This is a genomic window from Novosphingobium sp. ST904 (assembly GCF_001298105.1).
Lineage (GTDB): Bacteria > Pseudomonadota > Alphaproteobacteria > Sphingomonadales > Sphingomonadaceae > Novosphingobium.
In genome coordinates this window covers 24,970-43,071 of sequence record NZ_LGJH01000148.1, presented here as the reverse complement: position 1 = coordinate 43,071, position 18,102 = coordinate 24,970, and the positions used below count along the sequence as shown (strand labels likewise).

The window sequence follows — 18,102 nt, the reverse complement described above, 5'->3', positions numbered from 1 at the left end:
TTGTTCAAGCCGGCCGAGGCCTGCGGATCGAGGCCAGCGTCAGCAGGCTTCGGGCGATTTCGCGCTCTCCCATGACGACGTGATCCGCGCCGACCTGCTTGAGATGCTCGACTTCCTCATCCGAATGGGCGCGGGCGAGAATCTCGATCTCGGGATTGATCTGGCGTGCGCGCTGCGCGATCACGCCGCCTTCGAAGCCTTCGGGAATGGCGATGATCAGCTTGCTGGCGTCCCTTATCCCGGCCTGGTCGAGTATGTCTGCGGTTGCCGCGTTGCCGGTGATCAGATCGAGCCCCGTTTCCCGCGCCGCCTTCGCCAGATCGTCCTGCTCCTCGACGATCACCAGTGACCGGTTGCCGGAGCCCATGCCGTCGGCAACCAGTTTTCCGACCCTCCCGTAGCCCACGAGGATAACATGGCCGCGACGCGCCTGGTCGCCGTTGCCGGTGGGGGAAGCCCCGGTGGGCACGGCGGCTTTCACGATGGCGTGACGGCTTGCCAGCAGGCGGAAGATCAGCGGATTGGCCAGGATGGACAGGATGGCCCCGGCGAGGATCAGGTCGCGGCCTTCCTCGGGCAGGAGATCGAGGCGGACGCCGAGGGCTGCCAGCATGAAGGAGAATTCGCCGATCTGCGCCAGGCCCGCAGCCACTGCGAACCCGGTCTGGAGCGGGTGGCCGAATGCGCGCACGATCGCGAGCGCCACGGCCGATTTGCCGATGACGATGATAAGGACGGTCGCGGCCAGGGCGCCGGTGCGTTCGATCAGCACCGCCGGGTCGAACAGCATCCCCACCGAGACGAAGAACAGCACGGCGAAGGCGTCCCGCAGGGGCAGGGTTTCTTCCGCCGCGCGGCGGCTCAACTGCCGCTCGCCCATGACCATGCCGGCGAAGAAGGCGCCCAGCGCGAAGGAAACGTCGAAGACATAGGCCGCGCCGAACGCCACGCCGAGCGCGATGGCGAGAACGGCCAGACGGAAAAGTTCGCGCGATCCGGTATGGGCCGCCCAGTGCAATGCGGCCGGGATCGCCCGCTTGCCGACGATCAGCATCAGGGCAATGAAGCCGCCCACCTTGGCGATGGTGATGCCGACGATCTTCGCGAGATTGGCGGTATCCGCCGCCGCCCCGTTCAGGATGCCGGCGAGCACCGGCAGCAGGACGAGCACCAGCACCATGGCGAGGTCTTCGACGATCAGCCAGCCGATGGCGATCCGCCCCCTTTCCGTATCGACCAGATTTCCGGCCTGCAACGCGCGCAGCAGGACGACCGTGCTCGCCACCGACAATGCCAGTCCGAACACCAGGCCCGCGGCAAGGCTCCACCCGAGATGGACCGCAAGGCCCGCGCCAAGCGCGGTCGCCACGGCGATCTGGAGCACCGCGCCGGGAACGGCGATGGCCTTCACGGACATCAGGTCGCGCAAGGAAAAATGCAGGCCGACGCCGAACATCAGCAGGATGACGCCGATTTCGGCCAGTTCGTTGGCGAGGGCGGAATTGGCGACGAAGCCCGGGGTGAACGGGCCGACGAGGACTCCGGCGAACAGGTATCCTGCTACCGGGGATATCCGCAGCCGGTGTGCCAGCGCCCCCATTGCGAAAGCCGCCACCAGCCCGGCGACGATGGTTCCGATCAAGGGCGTATGATGCGGCAAGCACTGCTCCTCGCTCCGGCGGCGTGGCGGGGTATGGCCGGCTCGCCGCCCACCTACTGGAAGGATGACACGAGAGTTGCCGCAAGTCCCGCTGCCACCATCGAACCGGCGAGCAGCAGGGGCATGAGCCATCTGGGGGCGATGTTGCGCTTGCGAGGCATCCTCTGCTCCTTCCGGTTGATCTCGGGGGCGTTCGGCCGTGGGCAGAGGGTATCAAGATATGGCGGGATTTGCAGCACCTTGGATCGCTGCCGCCGCATCTTTGTTGCAGGCGTGCCTTTCCGCGGCCCCGCGAAGCGCGGGAATTCGCGGCTGCCGGGGGATCGACGCGCTGCCCTGCCGCCGCCGGACACGCGCGAGGCAGCAGTGCAGGGCGTTCCCGATAGATCGTCAGAACGGGGCGTTGAGCCGGGTCAGCGCGCCTTCCAGCAGCGCCTTGTGTTCTTCGGGCGGCCCGTGCTCCAGTTGCAGCCTGCCGATGGCGATGCTGCTTTCGATCACGTCGCGGCACCTGTCGAAGCGGCGCTCCTCATAGGCGGCGAGACCTGCTTCCACCGTGTCGGCATTGGCCAGTTCCTCGGCCAGGACGATGCCGCTTTCCACCGCCATCCCGGCGCCCGAGGCGAGGTGCGGCGTGGTGGCATGAACGGCATCGCCCACCAGCACGATCCGGCCCCGGCTCCAGGGGCGCGGTTGCAGGGCCGCGGCGAGGGGGCGGTAATTGATCCAGTCCTCGCAGGTCATGTTGTCGCGAATCCATCCGGCATTGCCGCCGAAGTCTGCAAGCAGGGCCTTGAGCGCGGCGTGGAGTTCCTCCTCGTCCATGAAGCTCTCGCGCGGTTCGTGCCGGGTCAGCATCCACATGTAGACGTTGTCCGGGCTGCAGGCGGTGATGCCGCAGGGGTTGTCGTGGCCGAGGAAGAATTCGCCGGCGTCGAGTCCGGGCGGCTTGCGGATGGAGATGCGCCAGCAGCCCTGCCCGGTCGGCTGGGCGGGGCCCATGTGCGGGAAGGCGAGTTCGCGCACGGTCGAATAGACACTGTCGGCCCCCGCCACGAGGTCGTAGCGGCCGTTCGTGCCATCGGAAAACGTCACGTCGACACCGCTGGCGTCGCTTGCCAGATGGTTGACCGTCAGGCCCAGACGGACGGGAATCTCCAGTTCGCGTACCCGTGCCTGCATGATCCGGTGGAGCACGGGGCGCATGATCCCGCCGGTTGCGGGCAGGCCTTCCTCGATCACCGGTTCGTCGAGATCGTGCAGGTGGGTTCCGTCATGGCGGAACAGCCGCGTCCGGTTGGTGATGGCGCCTGCCTTCTTGATCTGCTCTAGCAGGCCGAGCCGCCGATAGGCGCGCAAGGTCGGCCCGGTTATCGTGATGCCGGCGCCATAGACCCGCCATTCCGGATCGAGGTCGATCAGGTCCACCCGAACGCCCCGTTCCGCAAGGCTGATGGCCGTGGCCATGCCGCCGATTCCCCCGCCCACGACAAGTGCCGTGGCGATGCTGCTGATGCTCTCCCGTGTCATGCCACGAGAGGTAGCGAGGCCGCGTCGTCACACAAATCCGAACTGTGGATGCCTGCCCATCGATACAATCGGTGTGACCAACGCCGGCCGCTTGGCTAGCCCCGACGGCAAGAACAAACACATCGGGAGGAGCGCCATGCGCAATCGACTTTTCCATTCCTCGAGTCTGGCCGTGATGATGCTCGCCGTCTTCGGCGGCGCCATGCCCGCGCTCGCGCAGGAAGCTGCACCGGCGCAGGACAGTTCCGGCCTTGGCGACATCATCGTCACCGCCCAGCGCCGCGCCGAAACGCTCCAGGATGCGGGCATCGCCATCGATGCCGTGGGCGGAGATCGATTGCTGCAGCAGGGCATCACCCAGGCGGACGCGCTGAACAAGGCGGTGCCTGCGCTTACGGTGACCAACGGCGGCGGTTCGAACACCTCGATATTCCTGCGCGGCGTCGGCAACATCACCAATTCGAGCTACAACGATCCGGCCGTCACGCCCAGTTATGACGGCGTTGTGCTGGGCCGCGCGGCGGGGGCGTTCGGTTCGGCATTCTACGACCTTGCCCGCGTGGAGGTGCTGAAGGGGCCGCAGGGCATCCTCTATGGCCGCAATGCCACCGGCGGTGCGGTGAACATCATACCCAACCGGCCCGAACTCGGCCGCAGTTCCGGCGGCTTCACCCTGACGGTGGGTAATTACGACGCCGTCGGCGCCGAGGGTTTCGCCAATCTCGCGCTGGGTGAAAATGCCGCGCTGCGCGTGGCGGCGACGCATCAGTACCATGACGGCTACAACCGCGACGGCAGCGACGATCTCGATCGCAGCGGCCTGCGCGCGCAATTCCTGTTCGAACCGACGGACCGGTTCAGCATCCGTCTTGGCGGCGATTACACGCATGTGGGCGGCGTGGGCGCGGGATCGAGCTATATCGGTTCGTTCACGCCGGGGGCGACCGGATTCACCTTCACGCCTGCCGGGTTCGACAGTTCGGAAGGGCTGAACACCGATGCCGCCAATGCCTACCGGCAGACCCAGCTCGGCGCTCCGGGCTTCGGGTTCCTCACGGCGATGAACCGCCAGCAGATGAACGACGCGACCTATTGGGGCCTCAACGCCGAAGTCACGCTGGACACCGGCATCGGAACGCTCACCGTCCTGCCTGCGTACCGCAACACCAAGGCTGAGAGCTTCTTCTACGGTCCCGCATTCAACACCGCCTACACGAATGAGAAGGACCGCCAGTTCAGCCTCGAAACGCGGCTGGCGGGCACGGTCGGCATGTTCGATTACGTGGTCGGCGGCTTCTTCTTCGATGAGAAGATCCGCAATACCGGAGAATACAACCAGGAATTCGTGCTGCCGATCCAGCACTACACGCACAAGACCCGGAGCCTGGCGGGCTTCGGCCAGCTTACCGCCAACCTGACCGACAGTTTCCGCCTGATCGGCGGCCTGCGCTATACGCGCGATCACAAGTCGATCGACGGGATCATCAACAATTTCATCGCCTTCTGCGGCGGCATTCCGGCAGTGACGCCGCCCGATTCCTTCGGGCAGGGTTGCGCGGTGCCGGGCAATATCCCGAACTTCCCGAATTTCACCTCTACCGGCGATACCGTGAACTGGCTGATCGCGAACGGCTATATCGCGCCGGGCAGCACCGATGCGGCGAGCGATCAGGTCTATCCGCTGCTCAGCGGCGCGGGCCTGATCCTCAAGACCTACTATCCGGTGGTCGATTCCGGCAACTTCAGCCGCGTGACGTGGAAGGTGGGAGCCGAGTTCGACCTGGCGAAGGATTCGCTGCTCTATGGTTCGGTCGAAACCGGCTACCGCGCGGGCGGCTTCCAGCTTTCCGAAGGCAATCCGACCTACAACCCGGAATTCATCACCGCCTATACCATCGGTTCGAAGAACCGTTTCCTCAACGACCACGTCCAGCTCAACGTCGAAGCCTTCTACTGGAAGTACAAGGACCAGCAGATCAACTACTTCACGGTCTCGCCGGATTCCGTGCTGATCAACACCATCGACAATGCCGGGCGCGCCGACATCAAGGGCTTCGACGTGGACCTGATGGTCAAGCCGATGCGCAACACCACGCTTTCGGCCAAGGTCCAGTATCTCGATACCGAATACAAGGAGCTGACGCTTACCACCGCCTCGCCGCGCAACAACATCAACTGTCCTTCTTCCGCCACCGGGGATTACCTGAGCGACGGGGTAACGCCGATCCTGGCGTTCAACTGTTCGGGCCGCCCGCTGCTGTTCTCGCCCAAGTGGACGGTCAACCTCGGCGCCGAACAGGTCGTGCCGCTGGGCGACGATTACGAACTGGTCGGCAGCGTCAACACTTCGTGGCGGTCCTCGCAATACGGCGCATTCGAGTATCTCGATTTCGAGAAGATCCGCGGTTACTGGCTGACCGACGCCAACCTGACGCTGCGCCTGTCGGACGGCGGGCTTTCGATCGGCGCCTTCGTCCAGAACATCGAGAACAAGCGCCGCGTCGCCACGCCGCAGTCCTCGCCCATCGGCTTCGCGGTGGCGCGCTACACCGCTCCGCGCACTTATGGCCTGCGCCTTTCGGGAACGTTCTGAGGCCGGGATGCTGCGCGGGGCCTGTGCTTGCCGTTACTCAAGGAGAATGCAGTGAAAGTCGTCGTCACCGGGGCAGGCGGGTTCGTGGGCCGGGAACTTGCCCGCCGCCTGCTGGAGGCCGGGCACGAGGTCTCCGGAATAGACAGCCACGCCGGCGGCATCCCGCCGGGCGTCCGGCCGGTGGAAGGCGACCTTGGCGATGCCGGGGTCCGCGCCGAAGCGCTGGGGCGGGGCTGCGACGCGCTCGTCCATCTGGCAACGGTGCCGGGCGGCGCGGCCGAGGCGGACCCGGGCGCCTCCCGCCGGATCAATATCGACGCGATGTACGACCTGCTGCAGGAAGCGGCGGCGCTCTCGCCGGGGCTGCGGGTGGTCTATGCCAGTTCCATCGCGGTGCTGGGCGATCCGCTGCCTGCCCATGTGGACGATGCCACGCCCTTGTCGCCGAAGATGATCTATGGCGGGCACAAGGCGATGATGGAACATGCGGCGGCCATGTTCTCCAACCGCGGCCTGATCGATGCGGTGACAGTGCGCCTGCCCGGCATCCTCGCGCGGCCCAAGGGGCCGTCAGGCATGAAATCGGCGTTCATGTCCAACCTGTTCCATGCGCTGAAGGCGGGTGAGGCCTTCGTTTGCCCGGTCTCGGCCCAGGGCACGATCTGGGCGCAGTCGGTCGCGCGTTGTGCGGACAATTTCGTCCACGCCCTGACGCTGGACAGCGCGCTGCTGCCGCCGACCCGCGCCGTGACCCTGCCGGCGCTGCGCCTGACTATGGGCGCGCTTGCCGAAGAAGCGGCGCGCCAGTGCGGGGTTTCGCCCGATCTCGTGACTTATGCACCCGATGCGGCGCTGGAGGCGGCCTTCGCCGCGCAGCCAAGGCTGGCGACGCCGGCAGCGGAACATGCGGGTTTTGCGCATGATGGCGATCCTGCTAGACTGGTCGCCAGTGCCCTCGCGACTTTGGAATAACCACAAGCGAAGAGGGTGCGGGAGATGGCGATGCGTTTTGGAAGACTTGACCTCAACCTGCTGGTCGCGCTCGACGCGCTGCTGACCGAGAAGAGCGTATCGCTTGCTGCGGACCGGCTCTGCCTCTCGCAGTCGGCGACGTCCAGCGCGCTGGGCCGCCTGCGCGAATACTTCGCCGACGACCTGCTCGTGGTCAAGGGGCGAAACATGATCCTCACCACCCGTGCCGAGGAACTGATCGAACCGGTCCGCGCCGTGTTGGAGCAGATCCGCACCACCATTTCGGTGGCCCCGGCCTTCGATCCCTCCACCGCCGACCGGCAGGTGCGGATCATGGCCTCAGACTATTCCACGCAGGTCCTGTTGACCGAGGCGCTGGCGGAACTGGAACGCGATGCGCCGCAGATGCGCTTCGAGATCCAGCCGATGAACGATTTCCCGATCGAGGCGCTGGAACGCGGCTACATCGACCTGCTGCTGACGATCGATTACGCGATCTCGGCCGATCACCCCAGCCTGATCCTGTTCGAGGACGACTATGTCGTGGTCGGCTGGGACGGCAATCCGGCGATGCAGGGGGCGATGACGAAGGAGACCTATTTCGAGCTGGGCCATGTCACCGCCCGCTTCGGCAAGGCTCGCGTCCCCGCTTTCGACGACTGGTTCGTGCGCCGCCAGAAGCAGCAGCGGCGGGTCGAGGTGGTGGCGCCGACGTTCCTGTCGCTCCCCGGCCTCGTGGTGAACACCAACCGCATCGCCACGATGCACCGCCGCCTCGCCGAACAGGTGGTGCAGAACATGCCGCTCATCATGCGCGAGATCCCGTTCGACTTTCCGCCGATCCGCGAGGCGCTGCAATGGCACCTCTCGAACAGCAACGACCGCGCGCTGCGCTGGATCGTCGAGCGGCTGCAACTGATCGCGACGCGCAAGGTGGAGGAGCCGGGCAACGTGGTTCCGCTCACCGGCCCCCGGATCGACCGGGACGCGCTGGAAGTCGAGTACCGGATGAACCACCCGCAGCCGCCCCGCTAGGCGGCGTCCACGCCGCCTAGCGGGGCCCCCGGGCCGGTTCAGCCGGTGAGGGCGCCCTCTGCCTCGGGTGCTTCGGCGGCGACATCGGCACGGCGCGGTTCCAGCACGATATGGCCGAGCGCGGTGTTGCTGACCGGAACGTGGTAGTGCCGGTGCAGCACGCCGGTGCCCCGGCCGAGCGCGCCGCGCATGATGAGCCACATGACCATCTCGATCCCCTCGCTGCCGGTCTCGCGCAAGTATTCGATGTGGGGAACATGCCGCAGGTGCTGGCTTTCGCCCACCAGCCCGTCGAGGAACATGTTGTCCCATTCGCGGTTGATGAGCCCCGCGCGCGGCCCCTGAAGCTGATGGCTCATGCCGCCGGTGCCCCAGACCTGTACGTCGAGATCCTCCGGGAAGCTCGCCACGGCGCGCGCGATCGCCTCGCCCAGCGCCCAGCAGCGGTTGCCCGAGGGCGGCGGATAAGTGACGACGTTGACCGCCAGCGGGATGACCTTGCAGGGCCACTTGTCCACTGCGCCGAACATCATCGTCAGCGGTACGGTGAGGCCGTGGTCCACGTCCATCTCGTTGATGATGGTCATGTCGAATTCGTCGAGGATCAGGCTCTGGGCGATGTGCCAGGCAAGGTCCGGGTGCCCTTCCACCACCGGCACCGGCCGCGGGCCGAAGCCTTCGTCGGCCGGCTGGTAGCTTTCGCCGCAGCCGATCGCGAACGTCGGGATCACCTTCATGTCGAAGGCGGAGGCATGATCGTTGTAGACCAGGATCACCACATCGGGCCGGGCCTCCTCGCGCATCCAGCGGCGCGTCTAGTCGAAGCCGTCGAAGGCGGGCTTGAAGATCGCATCGGCGGTGCGGCCGTGATCGTGCGCGAAGCCGAGCACGGGAATATGGCTGCAACCGATGCCGGCAGTAATGCGGGCCATCATGTGTTCTCCCTGATCGAGCGGACGCCGAGCGGCGAACGGCCGCCCGCCAGCATCATCGCCTGGTAATCCTCCACGCTCATCCCGGTCATCGTGCTGACCGCCTGGACGAAGCTCAGCCCGTCGGTCGAGAAGACCTTGGCGAGGAAATAAACGTTGCCGCCAAGGTCCAGCAGGCGGTTGTAGTCACGGTCGAGCACGCCCTGTTTCTGGGCCTCGGTCATCGGCCATTCGTCCAGATAGGCGCGCTCGTCTGCCTTGAAGCGTTCCCGGTTTCCCGGCTTCATCAGGCTCATCGCGAACTGGTTGAGATGATAGCCCCGCCGCGCGCGGCTGGCGGTGAAGACCCGGGTGCCGGGAATGTCGTCGAACTGCGCCAGATAGGCGTTGACGTCGGTAATCGCGGGCATGGTTTCCTCTCCTGCGTTCATGGGGCGCGGCGCACGGTCACTTCCACCCCGGCGAGACCGCGCGTGAGGGCGAAGGGCTTGTCGATGCTCACCCGCGCCTCGCGCACCGGCGCCCAGCCCAGGCACTGCTCGCCCAGGCGGCGGGCGAACGTCTCGATCAGCGGAATGTGCACTTCGGCCAGCGTTTCGGCGGCGGCGGCGATGCGGCGATAGTCCACCGTCTCGCCGATGCCGTCCACCGCGCCCGCGTCCAGCGCGAGTTCGACGGTGATGACCAGCGGCTGGCGGCGGCCGACCTCGTCGGGATTGATGCCCACGTCCGCCAGCAGCGGCAGATCGCGCACGCGCACGGTGGTGAGCACTGCCGTTTCGGTGGTGGCGGTTCGGGCGGAAACACGGTCGATCGTGGCAATGTCATCCATGGAGTGTGTCCCTTGCGGCCTTGACGGTATTGGCGAGCAGGCAGGCGATGGTCATCGGCCCGACCCCGCCCGGCACCGGGGTGACGGCGCGGGCGTGTTCCAGTTCGTGGGTGGCGCAGTCCCCGACGATGCGGGTCTGGCCGTCGTGATCGGTGACGCGGGTAATGCCCACGTCGATCACCACCGCGCCCTCCTTCACCCAGTATCCGCGCACGAGGTGCGGGGCTCCGGCCGCAGCGACGATGATGTCCGCCTTGCGTGCCACATCGGGCAGGTTGCGCGTCTCGATATGGGTGACGGTGACGGTCGCCTCGCGTTCGAGCAGCAGCATGGCCACGGGTTTGCCGACAATGTTGGACTTGCCGATCACCACCGCTTCCAGCCCGCGATAGTCGTCTATCAGGCCGTCCAGCAGCTTCATGATCCCCAGCGGCGTACAGGGCACCAGCCCCCCGGTGCCGCTGGACAGGCGGCCGACGTTGACCGGGTGGAAGCCGTCCACATCCTTGCCCGGCGCAACCCGGTCCAGCACCAGCGAAGCGTCAATCCCGCGCGGCAGGGGAAGCTGGATCAGCACGCCGTGCACGGCCGGGTCGGCGTTGAGGCGGTCGATCAGGGCCAGCAGTTCCGCCTGCCCGGTCTCGGCGGGCAGGCGTGCTCCAGCGAGCGGATTCCGGCGCGGGCACACTGGGCCACCTTGCGGCCGACATAGACCTCGCTGGCCGGATCGCTGCGACCAGCACCACCGCAAGGGCAGGCGCCACGCCCCGTGCCTTGAGCTGTTCGACCGCCTGCGCCGTTTCGTCCAGCATGGCCCGCGCCATGGCGCGGCCGTCGATGCGCTCGGCCATCGGCCTATCCCCGGAACACGACGGTGCGCGCGCCGTTGGCGAAGACGCGGTCGTCGAGGTGGAGCCGCACCGCTTCGGCCAGCACGCGGCGCTCGATATCGCGGCCCTTGCGCACCAGTTCCTCCGGCATGTCGGCGTGGGTCACGGTTTCCACGTCCTGATGGATGATCGGCCCTTCGTCGAGATCGGCGGTGACGTAGTGCGCGGTGGCCCCGATCATCTTCACGCCGCGGTCGAAAGCCTGGTGATAGGGCTTGGCGCCCTTGAAGCCGGGCAGGAACGAGTGGTGGATATTGATGCAGCGGCCGGACAGGAACGCGGCCAGATCGTCCGACAGGATCTGCATGTAGCGCGCAAGCACGATCAGTTCGGCGCCGGTCTCGTCCACCACCTGCTTGATGCGGGCTTCCTGCTCGGCCTTGGTGTTTTTGGTGATCGGGAAGTGATGGTAGGGCAGCCCGTTGATGAGCGAGGTGTGCAGCAGTTCGCGGGGATGGTTGGAAACGATGCCGACCACCTCCATGCTCAGTTCGCCGATGCGGTTGCGGTAGAGCAGGTCGCCCAGGCAATGGTCCCATTTCGAAACCAGCAGCAGCACCTTCTTCGGCGCGGCCTTGTCCCGCAGCGACCAGGTCATGCGGGCCTCGGCGGCGATCGGTGCGAATTCGGCCCGCAGTTCTTCGAGCGAGCGCCCGGCCCCGCGCTGGAATTCCACGCGCATGAAGAAGCCGCCGGAAAGCTGGTCGTGGAATTGCTGGGCATCGACGATATTGCAGCCGCGCGTCGCCAGGAATACCGCGACCTGGGCCACCAGCCCGGCCTTGTCTTCGCATTGCAGGCGCAGCGTGCAGATTTCGGAGGCATCCCCGCTTACGGGGCCGCGAAGCACTTCGGACAGGGTATCGGCCAGTAGGTCGGACACGGGGCAGGCTCCTCTCTCGTTCTTGTTTCGCCCGTTCCCGCTCAGTGGCGCCGGGCGTATTCGTTGATCCAGTCGACGGTCTTCTCCATGCCGCCGAAGGGATAGAAGTGCAGGCGGACCTTGCCGTGGGCCGGTGCCAGTCCGCGCTCCAGGGCATCGACGAGCTTGTCCGGTCCGGCCGATCCGATCAGTCTGGTGATCGAGATGCCGTATTTGGTCAGCACCGAAGCCGAGGCGCCCACGCCGCAGCGCGCGGCGAAGCGCATCAGTGTCTTGATCCCGGCGGGACCGGGCACGCCGAGCCGCACGGGCGCGTCATGCCGCGCGCGCGCAGCCGGGTGAGCCAGTCGAGCACGGGCGCTGCATCGAAGGCGAACTGGGTGACGATGAGGGGCGCCATGCCGCGGGATTCGATTTCCGCGCATTTGCCGGAAAGCACCTGCCAGCACTCCTCCTCGGTCATGTTGGGATGCCCCTCCGGGTGCCCGCCGATGCCGATGGCGGTGATGCCGTTGCGTTCGAAAGCGCCGGTGGCGATCAGGGCGGAACTGTCGGTGAAGGGGCCTTCCGGCTCTGACGGGTCTCCGGCGATCACGAAGCAGCGTTTGACGCCGGCTTCCCGCGTCACCGCGGCCAGATAGCGTTCGAATTCCTCGGCCGAAGCGATCCGGCGGGCGGAGAAATGCGGCATCGGCTCGAAGCCGAGTTCGCGCACCAGCCGCGCGGCGGCAATGCGGGATTCAAATTCCTCGCCGGGCAGGAACGTCACCGCGATCGGCGTTTCGGGCGCAATCGCGGCGGCAGCCCGCGCAGGGCCTCCACGTCCTTGGCGGTCATCTCCAGCGAGTACCCGTCGACCATGTTGAGTGCCGGCCGGGCCCAGTTCGGATGAATGATCGGGGTGGTCATTTTCGTTCTCCCCACTTCCTCTCGTTGGATTCGCTCTAGCGCGCCCAGATCATTTCGTATAGATGAAAATTCATGGATGCGAATTCATTATCCGAATCCGAAAAGACGCCGCTGGTGATCCTGCCGGGGCTGCTCTGCGATGGCCGCATGTTCGGCGGCCAGCTTTCCGCCTTTCCTGCCAGCATGACCGTGAACGGATTCTACGGCGGGGCAGACAGCATCGAGGCGATGGCGGATTACGCCCTTGCCCGCATGCCCGGCCGCTGCGCGCTGCTCGGCCATTCGATGGGCGCGCGGGTTGCGCTGGAGGTCTGCCGCAAGGCGCCCGAGCGGGTCACGCGACTGGCGCTAGCGGATACGGGAATCCACCCGGTGCGGCCCGGCGAAAAGGAGAAGCGATACGCCCTGCGAGACCTTGGACGGCGGGAAGGCTTCGGGGCGCTCGTCGATGCGTGGCTGCCGCCGATGATCGGCCCTTCGCGGCGCGGTGATCTCGGTTTCTATGCGTCTCTGCGTGCGATGTGCATGGGTTCTGGTCAGCTTGTGTTCGAGGCGCAGATCGAGGCGCTGCTCCATCGGCCGGAAGTGGGGGCCGTTCTGGCGGCACTGGAATGCCCGGTTTCGCTGATGGTCGGGGACAGCGACGCGTGGTCCCCGGTCGATCAGCACCGCGAGATCGCCGAGGCACTCGGCGGTGCTCCGCTGACGATCGTGGCCGATGCCGGACACATGGCCCCGGCGGAACGGCCCGATGCCTTCAACGCCGCACTGCGCGGATGGCTGGCTCTCCAGCCGGCGTTAACAATTCAACACAAAGCATAAACTACCTGAAAGGCATGATGGAATGACCGAAAAATCGCTCCAGCAACTGATCGACGAAAAGGGAGACATCGTCGATTTCCTGCGCAACCAGCAGACCGGACCCAACGTCTATCCCGGCGTTCCGGGCGAATACTCGAACTGGCGGGACGAACAACGTGCCTGGGCCGAAACGGCGATCCTGTTCAACCAGAGCTTCCACATGGTCGACCTCTTGGTCACCGGCCCACAGGCCTTTGAAATGCTGTCCTATCTGGCCCCGAACAGCTTCAAGGGCTTCGTGCCCAACCGCGCCAAGCAGTTCGCGCCGGTGACCCCGGAAGGCTATGTGATCGGCGACGTGATCCTGTTCTATCTCGCTGAAGAAACCTTCGAACTGGTGGGCCGCGCACCCACGATCGAGTGGGTGGAATTCCACGCCGCCTCCGGCAAATGGGACGTGAAGGTCGAACGGGATGACCGCACCGCCGCCCGTCCGCTCGATCAGCAGGGCTACCGCCGCAACTACCGTTTCCAGCTTCAGGGGCCTAACGCCATGAAGGTGCTGGAACGCGCGATGGGGATCACGCCGCCCGATCTCAAGTTCTTCCATATGGCGCCGATCACGATCGCCGGCGCCGAAGTGCGCGCCTTGCGTCACGGCATGGCGGGCCAGCCCGGTTACGAGCTGTTCGGTCCGTGGAAAGACTATGACACCGTCCGGAATGCCCTGCTGGAAGCGGGCAAGGATTTCGGCCTGCTCCCCTCGGGCGGGCGGACCTACAGTTCCAACACGCTGGAATCAGGCTGGATTCCCTCGCCGCTGCCCGCCGTCTACAGCGGGGAATCGCTGCGCGAATATCGGGAATGGCTCTCGGCGAGATCCTATGAAGGGATGACCTCGATCGGCGGCAGCTTCGTGTCCGACAAGATCGAGGACTACTACCTCAACCCCTGGGAACTGGGTTACGGCATCATGGTCAAGTTCGACCATGACTTCATCGGCCGTGAAGCGCTGGAGAAGATGAAGGACGCGCCCAAGCGCCGCAAGGTGACGCTGGCCCTCAACAACGAGGATGTGATGCGCGTACAGAGCTCGATGCTGACCAAGGGCGGCGACCGTGCCAAGTACATGGACTATCCGAGCGCGGTCTACGCCATGCATCCCTATGACGCGGTGCTGGTAGACGGCAAGCAGGTCGGCCTGTCGACCTGGATCGGCTACACCCAGAACGAGGGGCGTTTCCTCTCGCTGGCGATGGTGGACGAATCCGTGGCGGAGCCGGGCACCGAAGTCGTCCTGGTCTGGGGGGAACCTGATGGCGGAACGCGCAAACCCACGGTGGAACGCCACGTCCAGACCGAAATCCGTGCGACGGTAGCATCCGTGCCCTATTCGGAAGTGGCCCGGGATTCCTATGCCGAAGGCTGGCGCACCAAGGCTGTTGCCTGATCCGGGATTCCGCGAAAAGTCGAAGGGCCGCCGGGAAACCGGCGGCCCTTTTCGCTTCAGCGGCTGAAACCGGAAACGATCGCCTCCAGCAGCGCGCAGGCTGCCGCCTCCACCCGGGCATCGTAGCGAACGGTGGGGATGGCAACCGAGAGCGAGCCGACCGGCTCCCCGTCCAGCATCAGGATCTTCCCGATGCCGCAGATGCCAGGGGTATATTCCTCGCGGGTGATGGCGATGCCGGATTCGCGCGCCTGGTCCAGCTCGCGGCGAAGCGCGCTTTCGTCCACCACGGTGCTTTCGGTGTAGCGCTCGCGCGGGGCCTCCTCGAAATAGCGATCCAGCGCGGCGGGGCCGAGGGCGGCGAGCATGGCCTTCCCCGAGGCCAGGCAGTGCATCGGCGTGCGGGTTCCGACGCCGATCGAGTAGCGCAGGGTGTGCTCGGCGGTTTCGGTGATGACCGCTTCCATCTGCCAGTCGCGCTGGACGAAGTAGGACGAAGTCTCGTTGGAGCGCACGCGCAGGGAACGGACCAGTGGCCGCACCCTTTCGATAAGCGGCAGGCGCTGCGGCGCGGCGCGCAGCCGATCCAGCCCGGCGCCCGGCTGATAGAGGCGCCCCGATCGCGAGAGGTAATCGCGTTCGACCAGGGTGGCGAGGAGGTAGGACAGGCTGCTGACGGGAATGGCGAGGGCCTGCGCGATATCCTGCGCGACGACGCCTTCGGAATGCGCGACGACATATTCGATGATGTCCAGCGTACGCATGGCGGACTTCACCGTCGATGCCGTGCCGCCGCTTCCCGATGTTGCCCCTGTCGCCATAATTCCCTCAGAACGTGAGCAATCCGCGTCGTTCCGCGAATCGCCAGCCTTCTTCCGTGCGCACGAACCTGTCGAGGAACGAGCCGACTTTCGGCGGACCGTCACCGGTGAAGAGCAGCATTGCGCTCTCGCCCAGCGCCGTGTTTCCGTCAACCACCGTGATTTCGACGTTCGAGCAGACATGGCGGGTGGTGCGCGCCGGGCGGGCGCGGAATGCGGCGAGTATGGCCTCGCGCCCGGCGGTCCAGTCGTTGGGCGCGGTGGGACGGGCCATGCGGCCATCGGGTGCATAGAGCGCGGCTACGGCTTCCCAGTCGGCGGCATCGTTGCGATTGGCATAGCGGGCGACCAGGCGCGCGCAATCGTGCTCGATGGCGCGAATGGCGCCGGGCGAAAGCGCATGGTTCACAGGCGCGCTTCCGCGAGATCGGCACCTGCGCGCAGGGCGCGCAGCTTCTTCCAGGTCACGCCGGGGTCGATCTTGCCGTAACCTGCAAAAGTGCCAAAGCCGCAGTCCGTGCTCGCGATCACGCGGTCCTTGCCCAGGAAAGCGGCAAAGCGCTCTATCCTCTGGGCGATCAGTTCCGGATGCTCGACATAATTGGAGCAGGTATCGATCAGGCCTGGCGCGAGGATCTTGGTGTCGGGCAGCCGGGCATCGCGCCATACCGTCCATTCGTGTTCATGCCGGGGGTTCGCGGCTTCGAAAAGCACGGTGGCAGGGCGGGCCGCGATCACCGTGTCGATCACCTTTTCCAGCGCGATATCGTGGTCGTGCGGGCCTTCGTAATTGCCCCAGCAGACGTGCATGCGCATCCGCTCCGGCGCGATGTTCGCAGTGGCGGCGTTGAGCGCTTCGACATTGGCGGCGGCGGTGCGCAGGAAGGTCGCCTCATCCTGATCCTGATAACCGGTATGGCGCGACATCGCGAGGTCGGGGCAATCGAGCTGGAGATCGAACCCGGCGGCGACGATTGCCTCGTACTCGGGGCGCATCGCATCGACGAGGTCGGCAAGATAGGCCTCGTGGCTGGGGTAATGCCGATTGACCTGAAAAGCGGTGATGAGGCCCGGCGAGGCCGCGTTGAGAAAACCGCGCGCACCGTTCCCGTGGAGGTCCAGTGCGTGACGGAACCGGCGGATATCCGCGTGCAACGGCTTGAGTGTCCGCAGCCGTACCGGACCGATGCAGGAGGCGCGGGTGAATTCCTGGCTGCCCATCATCGCCGAGAGCTTGCGCGCGAGATCGGGGTGTTCGGCAAGGTCGGCGGCGGCCCTGCGCTCGATATGACCGCCGAACCCTTCGAGGCGCTCGATCATGTAGGTGGAATAGCCCACCTTGCCCAGTTCGCCGTCGCTGACGATGGAAACGCCGCTGTCGACCTGGCGGCGCACCGCATCGTTCACGGCAGCCTGCACGAGCCGGTCGAATTCGGCTGCATCGTAAGGCTCACCCTTGTCGCGGGAGAGTAGCAGCGGCGTCAACTCGTCACCGCGGGGCAGGCTTCCTACGTGTGTTGTCTCGATGGTCATGCGGCACATCCTCCCATGCGGCAAAGCGTGGCATGATTTCATGAATGTGTATAGATTCGCATTCGTGAAATTAAGATATGTGCTAACCCCGGCTTCCGGGGCCTGAAGGCAAGGAGATGGAACGATCATGACGACTGGAGCCCGCGCGGCGATCTGCCGCGGCAACACCGCGCCTTTCACGATCGAGGATGTGGAACTGGACGCGTTGCGGGATGACGAACTGCGCGTGCGTGTCGTCGCTTGCGGGGTGTGCCATACTGACATGGCCGTGCGCGACGCACAGCTCCCCGTGCCGCTGCCGGTGGTGCTGGGGCACGAGGGGGCAGGCGTGGTCGAAGCGGTAGGCAGCGGGGTGACGGTGGCCAGACCGGGCGACCGTGTCATCATGAGCTTCAACAGCTGCGGCCATTGCCCGAGCTGTGCCATCGATGCGCCGACCTACTGCTACGAATTCTTTCCTTACAACTGGTCCGGCGCCCGCCCGGATGGCAGCGCCACCGTGTTTCTGGGCGGAGAGCGGATGAATGCCAATTTCTTCGGTCAGTCCGCCTTCGCGACCCATGCCATCGCGCATGAACGCAACGTGGTGAAAGTGCCGGAGACGATGGACGGCGTGGGGCTGGACGTACTTGCACCGCTTGGCTGCGGGCTGATGACCGGCGCAGGGGCGGTGCTGCGAGCGATGAAGGTTCGTGCAGGACTGCCGATTGCGGTCTGGGGTGCCGGTACGGTCGGCATGGCCGCGATCATGGCGGCGAAGATTGCCGGGGCCGATCCGATCATCGCCGTGGACCTTCATGACCAGCGCCTTGGCATGGCCCGCGAGCTTGGGGCCACCCACGTCATCAATGGTCGGGATGACGTGGCCGCGCGCATTCGCGAACTCTGTCCGAGCGGGCTGGGCTATGCTTTCGATACGACGGGCGTGAACAGGCTGATCCAGCTGGCATTTTCATTGCTTGCGCCGAAAGGTGTGGTCGGTGTCGTCGGCGCTTCGGACCCGGCGGACGAGGTGGTGTTCAATGAGGCCGCGTTGATGGGCGGAGGACGCACCGTGATGGGGATACTCGGCGGCGACAGCGATCTCACCGGTTTCCTGCCGGAACTGATGGAATACTACCGGGAAGGTCGCTTCCCGTTCGACAGGCTCATCGGCCATTTCGATTTCGAGCAGATCAACGAAGCAATCGAGGCCAGCGAGAGCGGCCGCGTGATCAAGCCGGTGCTGCGGATTTCGCCGGAGTAGTCTTGCAAGGGAGGG

At 65.7% G+C, this 18,102-nt stretch carries 17 protein-coding genes and 2 pseudogenes; 6 read left to right on the top strand and 13 right to left on the bottom strand.

What is annotated here, in order from left to right; genetic code table 11:
* Positions 1 to 4: 4 nt before the first annotated feature.
* Positions 5 to 1,660 carry a YbaL family putative K(+) efflux transporter gene (gene ybaL / locus ADT71_RS15015; RefSeq protein ID WP_054438048.1) on the bottom strand — a complete coding sequence of 552 codons (1,656 nt, stop codon included), beginning with the start codon at positions 1,658 to 1,660 and terminating at the stop codon, positions 5 to 7.
* Positions 1,661 to 2,050: 390 nt separating this feature from the next.
* On the bottom strand, positions 2,051 to 3,190 hold the full coding sequence (locus ADT71_RS15010) for an FAD-dependent monooxygenase (protein ID WP_054438046.1): 1,140 nt from the start codon (positions 3,188 to 3,190) through the stop codon (positions 2,051 to 2,053).
* A 136-nt stretch (positions 3,191 to 3,326) separates the two neighbouring features.
* Between ADT71_RS15010 and ADT71_RS15005 the strand changes: the two genes are divergently transcribed.
* From ADT71_RS15005 to ADT71_RS14995, 3 genes are read left to right on the top strand one after another with little or no spacing between them, the layout of a single operon-like run.
* On the top strand, positions 3,327 to 5,783 hold the full coding sequence (locus tag ADT71_RS15005; protein WP_054438044.1) for a TonB-dependent receptor: 2,457 nt from the start codon (positions 3,327 to 3,329) through the stop codon (positions 5,781 to 5,783).
* Positions 5,784 to 5,834: 51 nt separating this feature from the next.
* The gene (locus ADT71_RS15000; RefSeq protein WP_054438042.1) at positions 5,835 to 6,755 is read left to right on the top strand and encodes an NAD-dependent epimerase/dehydratase family protein; all 921 of its coding nucleotides are present in this window, start codon (positions 5,835 to 5,837) and stop codon (positions 6,753 to 6,755) included.
* Positions 6,756 to 6,785: 30 nt separating this feature from the next.
* Positions 6,786 to 7,790 (top strand): LysR family transcriptional regulator, encoded by a 1,005-nt coding sequence (locus tag ADT71_RS14995; protein WP_054438143.1) that lies wholly within the window; start codon positions 6,786 to 6,788, stop codon positions 7,788 to 7,790.
* 38 nt (positions 7,791 to 7,828) lie between these two features.
* Here ADT71_RS14995 and ADT71_RS14990 read toward each other — a convergent pair.
* The 8 genes and pseudogenes from ADT71_RS14990 to ADT71_RS33720 all read right to left on the bottom strand — a co-directional run bounded on the left by ADT71_RS14990 (position 7,829) and on the right by ADT71_RS33720 (position 12,236).
* A pseudogene (locus ADT71_RS14990) lies at positions 7,829 to 8,722 on the bottom strand (class III extradiol dioxygenase subunit beta).
* The gene (gene ligA, locus ADT71_RS14985; protein WP_054438141.1) at positions 8,722 to 9,132 is read right to left on the bottom strand and encodes a protocatechuate 4,5-dioxygenase subunit alpha; all 411 of its coding nucleotides are present in this window, start codon (positions 9,130 to 9,132) and stop codon (positions 8,722 to 8,724) included. Before ligA ends, ADT71_RS14990 begins: the two are co-directional and overlap by 1 nt.
* Positions 9,133 to 9,149: 17 nt before the next feature.
* Positions 9,150 to 9,554, bottom strand: a complete 405-nt coding sequence (locus ADT71_RS14980; RefSeq protein ID WP_082370364.1) for a dihydroneopterin aldolase — start codon at positions 9,552 to 9,554, stop codon at positions 9,150 to 9,152.
* Positions 9,547 to 10,405 (bottom strand): annotated as a pseudogene (locus tag ADT71_RS14975) (bifunctional 5,10-methylenetetrahydrofolate dehydrogenase/5,10-methenyltetrahydrofolate cyclohydrolase). The gene ADT71_RS14980 and the pseudogene ADT71_RS14975 overlap by 8 nt, the downstream one beginning before the upstream one ends.
* Before the next feature lie 4 nt (positions 10,406 to 10,409).
* Positions 10,410 to 11,294: a formyltetrahydrofolate deformylase gene (gene purU, locus ADT71_RS14970; protein ID WP_054438138.1), complete on the bottom strand. Its 885-nt coding sequence runs from the start codon at positions 11,292 to 11,294 to the stop codon at positions 10,410 to 10,412.
* Positions 11,295 to 11,368: 74 nt separating this feature from the next.
* Positions 11,369 to 11,593, bottom strand: a complete 225-nt coding sequence (locus tag ADT71_RS33730) for a hypothetical protein (protein WP_231635902.1) — start codon at positions 11,591 to 11,593, stop codon at positions 11,369 to 11,371.
* On the bottom strand, positions 11,593 to 12,096 hold the full coding sequence (locus ADT71_RS33725; protein WP_231635901.1) for a methylenetetrahydrofolate reductase: 504 nt from the start codon (positions 12,094 to 12,096) through the stop codon (positions 11,593 to 11,595). Before ADT71_RS33725 ends, ADT71_RS33730 begins: the two co-directional genes overlap by 1 nt.
* The gene (locus tag ADT71_RS33720; protein WP_231635900.1) at positions 12,093 to 12,236 is read right to left on the bottom strand and encodes a hypothetical protein; all 144 of its coding nucleotides are present in this window, start codon (positions 12,234 to 12,236) and stop codon (positions 12,093 to 12,095) included. Before ADT71_RS33720 ends, ADT71_RS33725 begins: the two co-directional genes overlap by 4 nt.
* A 72-nt stretch (positions 12,237 to 12,308) precedes the next feature.
* On the opposite strand from ADT71_RS33720, the gene ADT71_RS14960 reads away from it, so the two are divergent.
* Positions 12,309 to 13,058: an alpha/beta fold hydrolase gene (locus ADT71_RS14960; protein ID WP_054438040.1), complete on the top strand. Its 750-nt coding sequence runs from the start codon at positions 12,309 to 12,311 to the stop codon at positions 13,056 to 13,058.
* Between the two features lie 22 nt (positions 13,059 to 13,080).
* Positions 13,081 to 14,487 carry an aminomethyltransferase family protein gene (locus ADT71_RS14955; RefSeq protein ID WP_054438039.1) on the top strand — a complete coding sequence of 469 codons (1,407 nt, stop codon included), beginning with the start codon at positions 13,081 to 13,083 and terminating at the stop codon, positions 14,485 to 14,487.
* Between the two features lie 56 nt (positions 14,488 to 14,543).
* Here ADT71_RS14955 and ADT71_RS14950 read toward each other — a convergent pair whose 3' ends face one another.
* From ADT71_RS14950 to ADT71_RS14940, 3 genes are all read right to left on the bottom strand, one after another.
* Positions 14,544 to 15,251, bottom strand: a complete 708-nt coding sequence (locus tag ADT71_RS14950; protein WP_082370371.1) for an IclR family transcriptional regulator — start codon at positions 15,249 to 15,251, stop codon at positions 14,544 to 14,546.
* Between the two features lie 64 nt (positions 15,252 to 15,315).
* Positions 15,316 to 15,717, bottom strand: coding sequence for a nuclear transport factor 2 family protein (locus tag ADT71_RS14945; RefSeq protein WP_132469758.1), 402 nt, complete (start codon positions 15,715 to 15,717; stop codon positions 15,316 to 15,318).
* On the bottom strand, positions 15,714 to 16,841 hold the full coding sequence (locus tag ADT71_RS14940) for a cobalamin-independent methionine synthase II family protein (protein ID WP_054438035.1): 1,128 nt from the start codon (positions 16,839 to 16,841) through the stop codon (positions 15,714 to 15,716). The genes ADT71_RS14945 and ADT71_RS14940 overlap by 4 nt, the downstream gene beginning before the upstream one ends.
* 127 nt (positions 16,842 to 16,968) lie before the next feature.
* Between ADT71_RS14940 and ADT71_RS14935 the strand changes: the two genes are divergently transcribed.
* A complete protein-coding gene (locus ADT71_RS14935; RefSeq protein WP_054438033.1) occupies positions 16,969 to 18,087 on the top strand; it encodes an NAD(P)-dependent alcohol dehydrogenase in 1,119 nt (372 codons plus the stop codon).
* Positions 18,088 to 18,102 lie beyond the last annotated feature (15 nt).

Coding starts and splice junctions, on each gene's coding strand:
- ADT71_RS14935 (WP_054438033.1), top strand. CDS start 16,969: ATGACGACTGGAGCCCGCGCGGCGATCTGCCGCGGCAACACCGCGCCT.
- ADT71_RS15010 (WP_054438046.1), bottom strand. CDS start 3,190: ATGACACGGGAGAGCATCAGCAGCATCGCCACGGCACTTGTCGTGGGC.
- ligA (WP_054438141.1), bottom strand. CDS start 9,132: ATGCCCGCGATTACCGACGTCAACGCCTATCTGGCGCAGTTCGACGAC.
- ADT71_RS33720 (WP_231635900.1), bottom strand. CDS start 12,236: ATGACCACCCCGATCATTCATCCGAACTGGGCCCGGCCGGCACTCAAC.
- ADT71_RS14955 (WP_054438039.1), top strand. CDS start 13,081: ATGACCGAAAAATCGCTCCAGCAACTGATCGACGAAAAGGGAGACATC.
- ADT71_RS14940 (WP_054438035.1), bottom strand. CDS start 16,841: ATGACCATCGAGACAACACACGTAGGAAGCCTGCCCCGCGGTGACGAG.
- ADT71_RS14980 (WP_082370364.1), bottom strand. CDS start 9,554: ATGGATGACATTGCCACGATCGACCGTGTTTCCGCCCGAACCGCCACC.
- ADT71_RS14995 (WP_054438143.1), top strand. CDS start 6,786: ATGCGTTTTGGAAGACTTGACCTCAACCTGCTGGTCGCGCTCGACGCG.
- ADT71_RS33730 (WP_231635902.1), bottom strand. CDS start 11,593: ATGCGCTTCGCCGCGCGCTGCGGCGTGGGCGCCTCGGCTTCGGTGCTG.
- ADT71_RS14960 (WP_054438040.1), top strand. CDS start 12,309: ATGGATGCGAATTCATTATCCGAATCCGAAAAGACGCCGCTGGTGATC.
- ADT71_RS14950 (WP_082370371.1), bottom strand. CDS start 15,251: ATGCGTACGCTGGACATCATCGAATATGTCGTCGCGCATTCCGAAGGC.
- ADT71_RS15005 (WP_054438044.1), top strand. CDS start 3,327: ATGCGCAATCGACTTTTCCATTCCTCGAGTCTGGCCGTGATGATGCTC.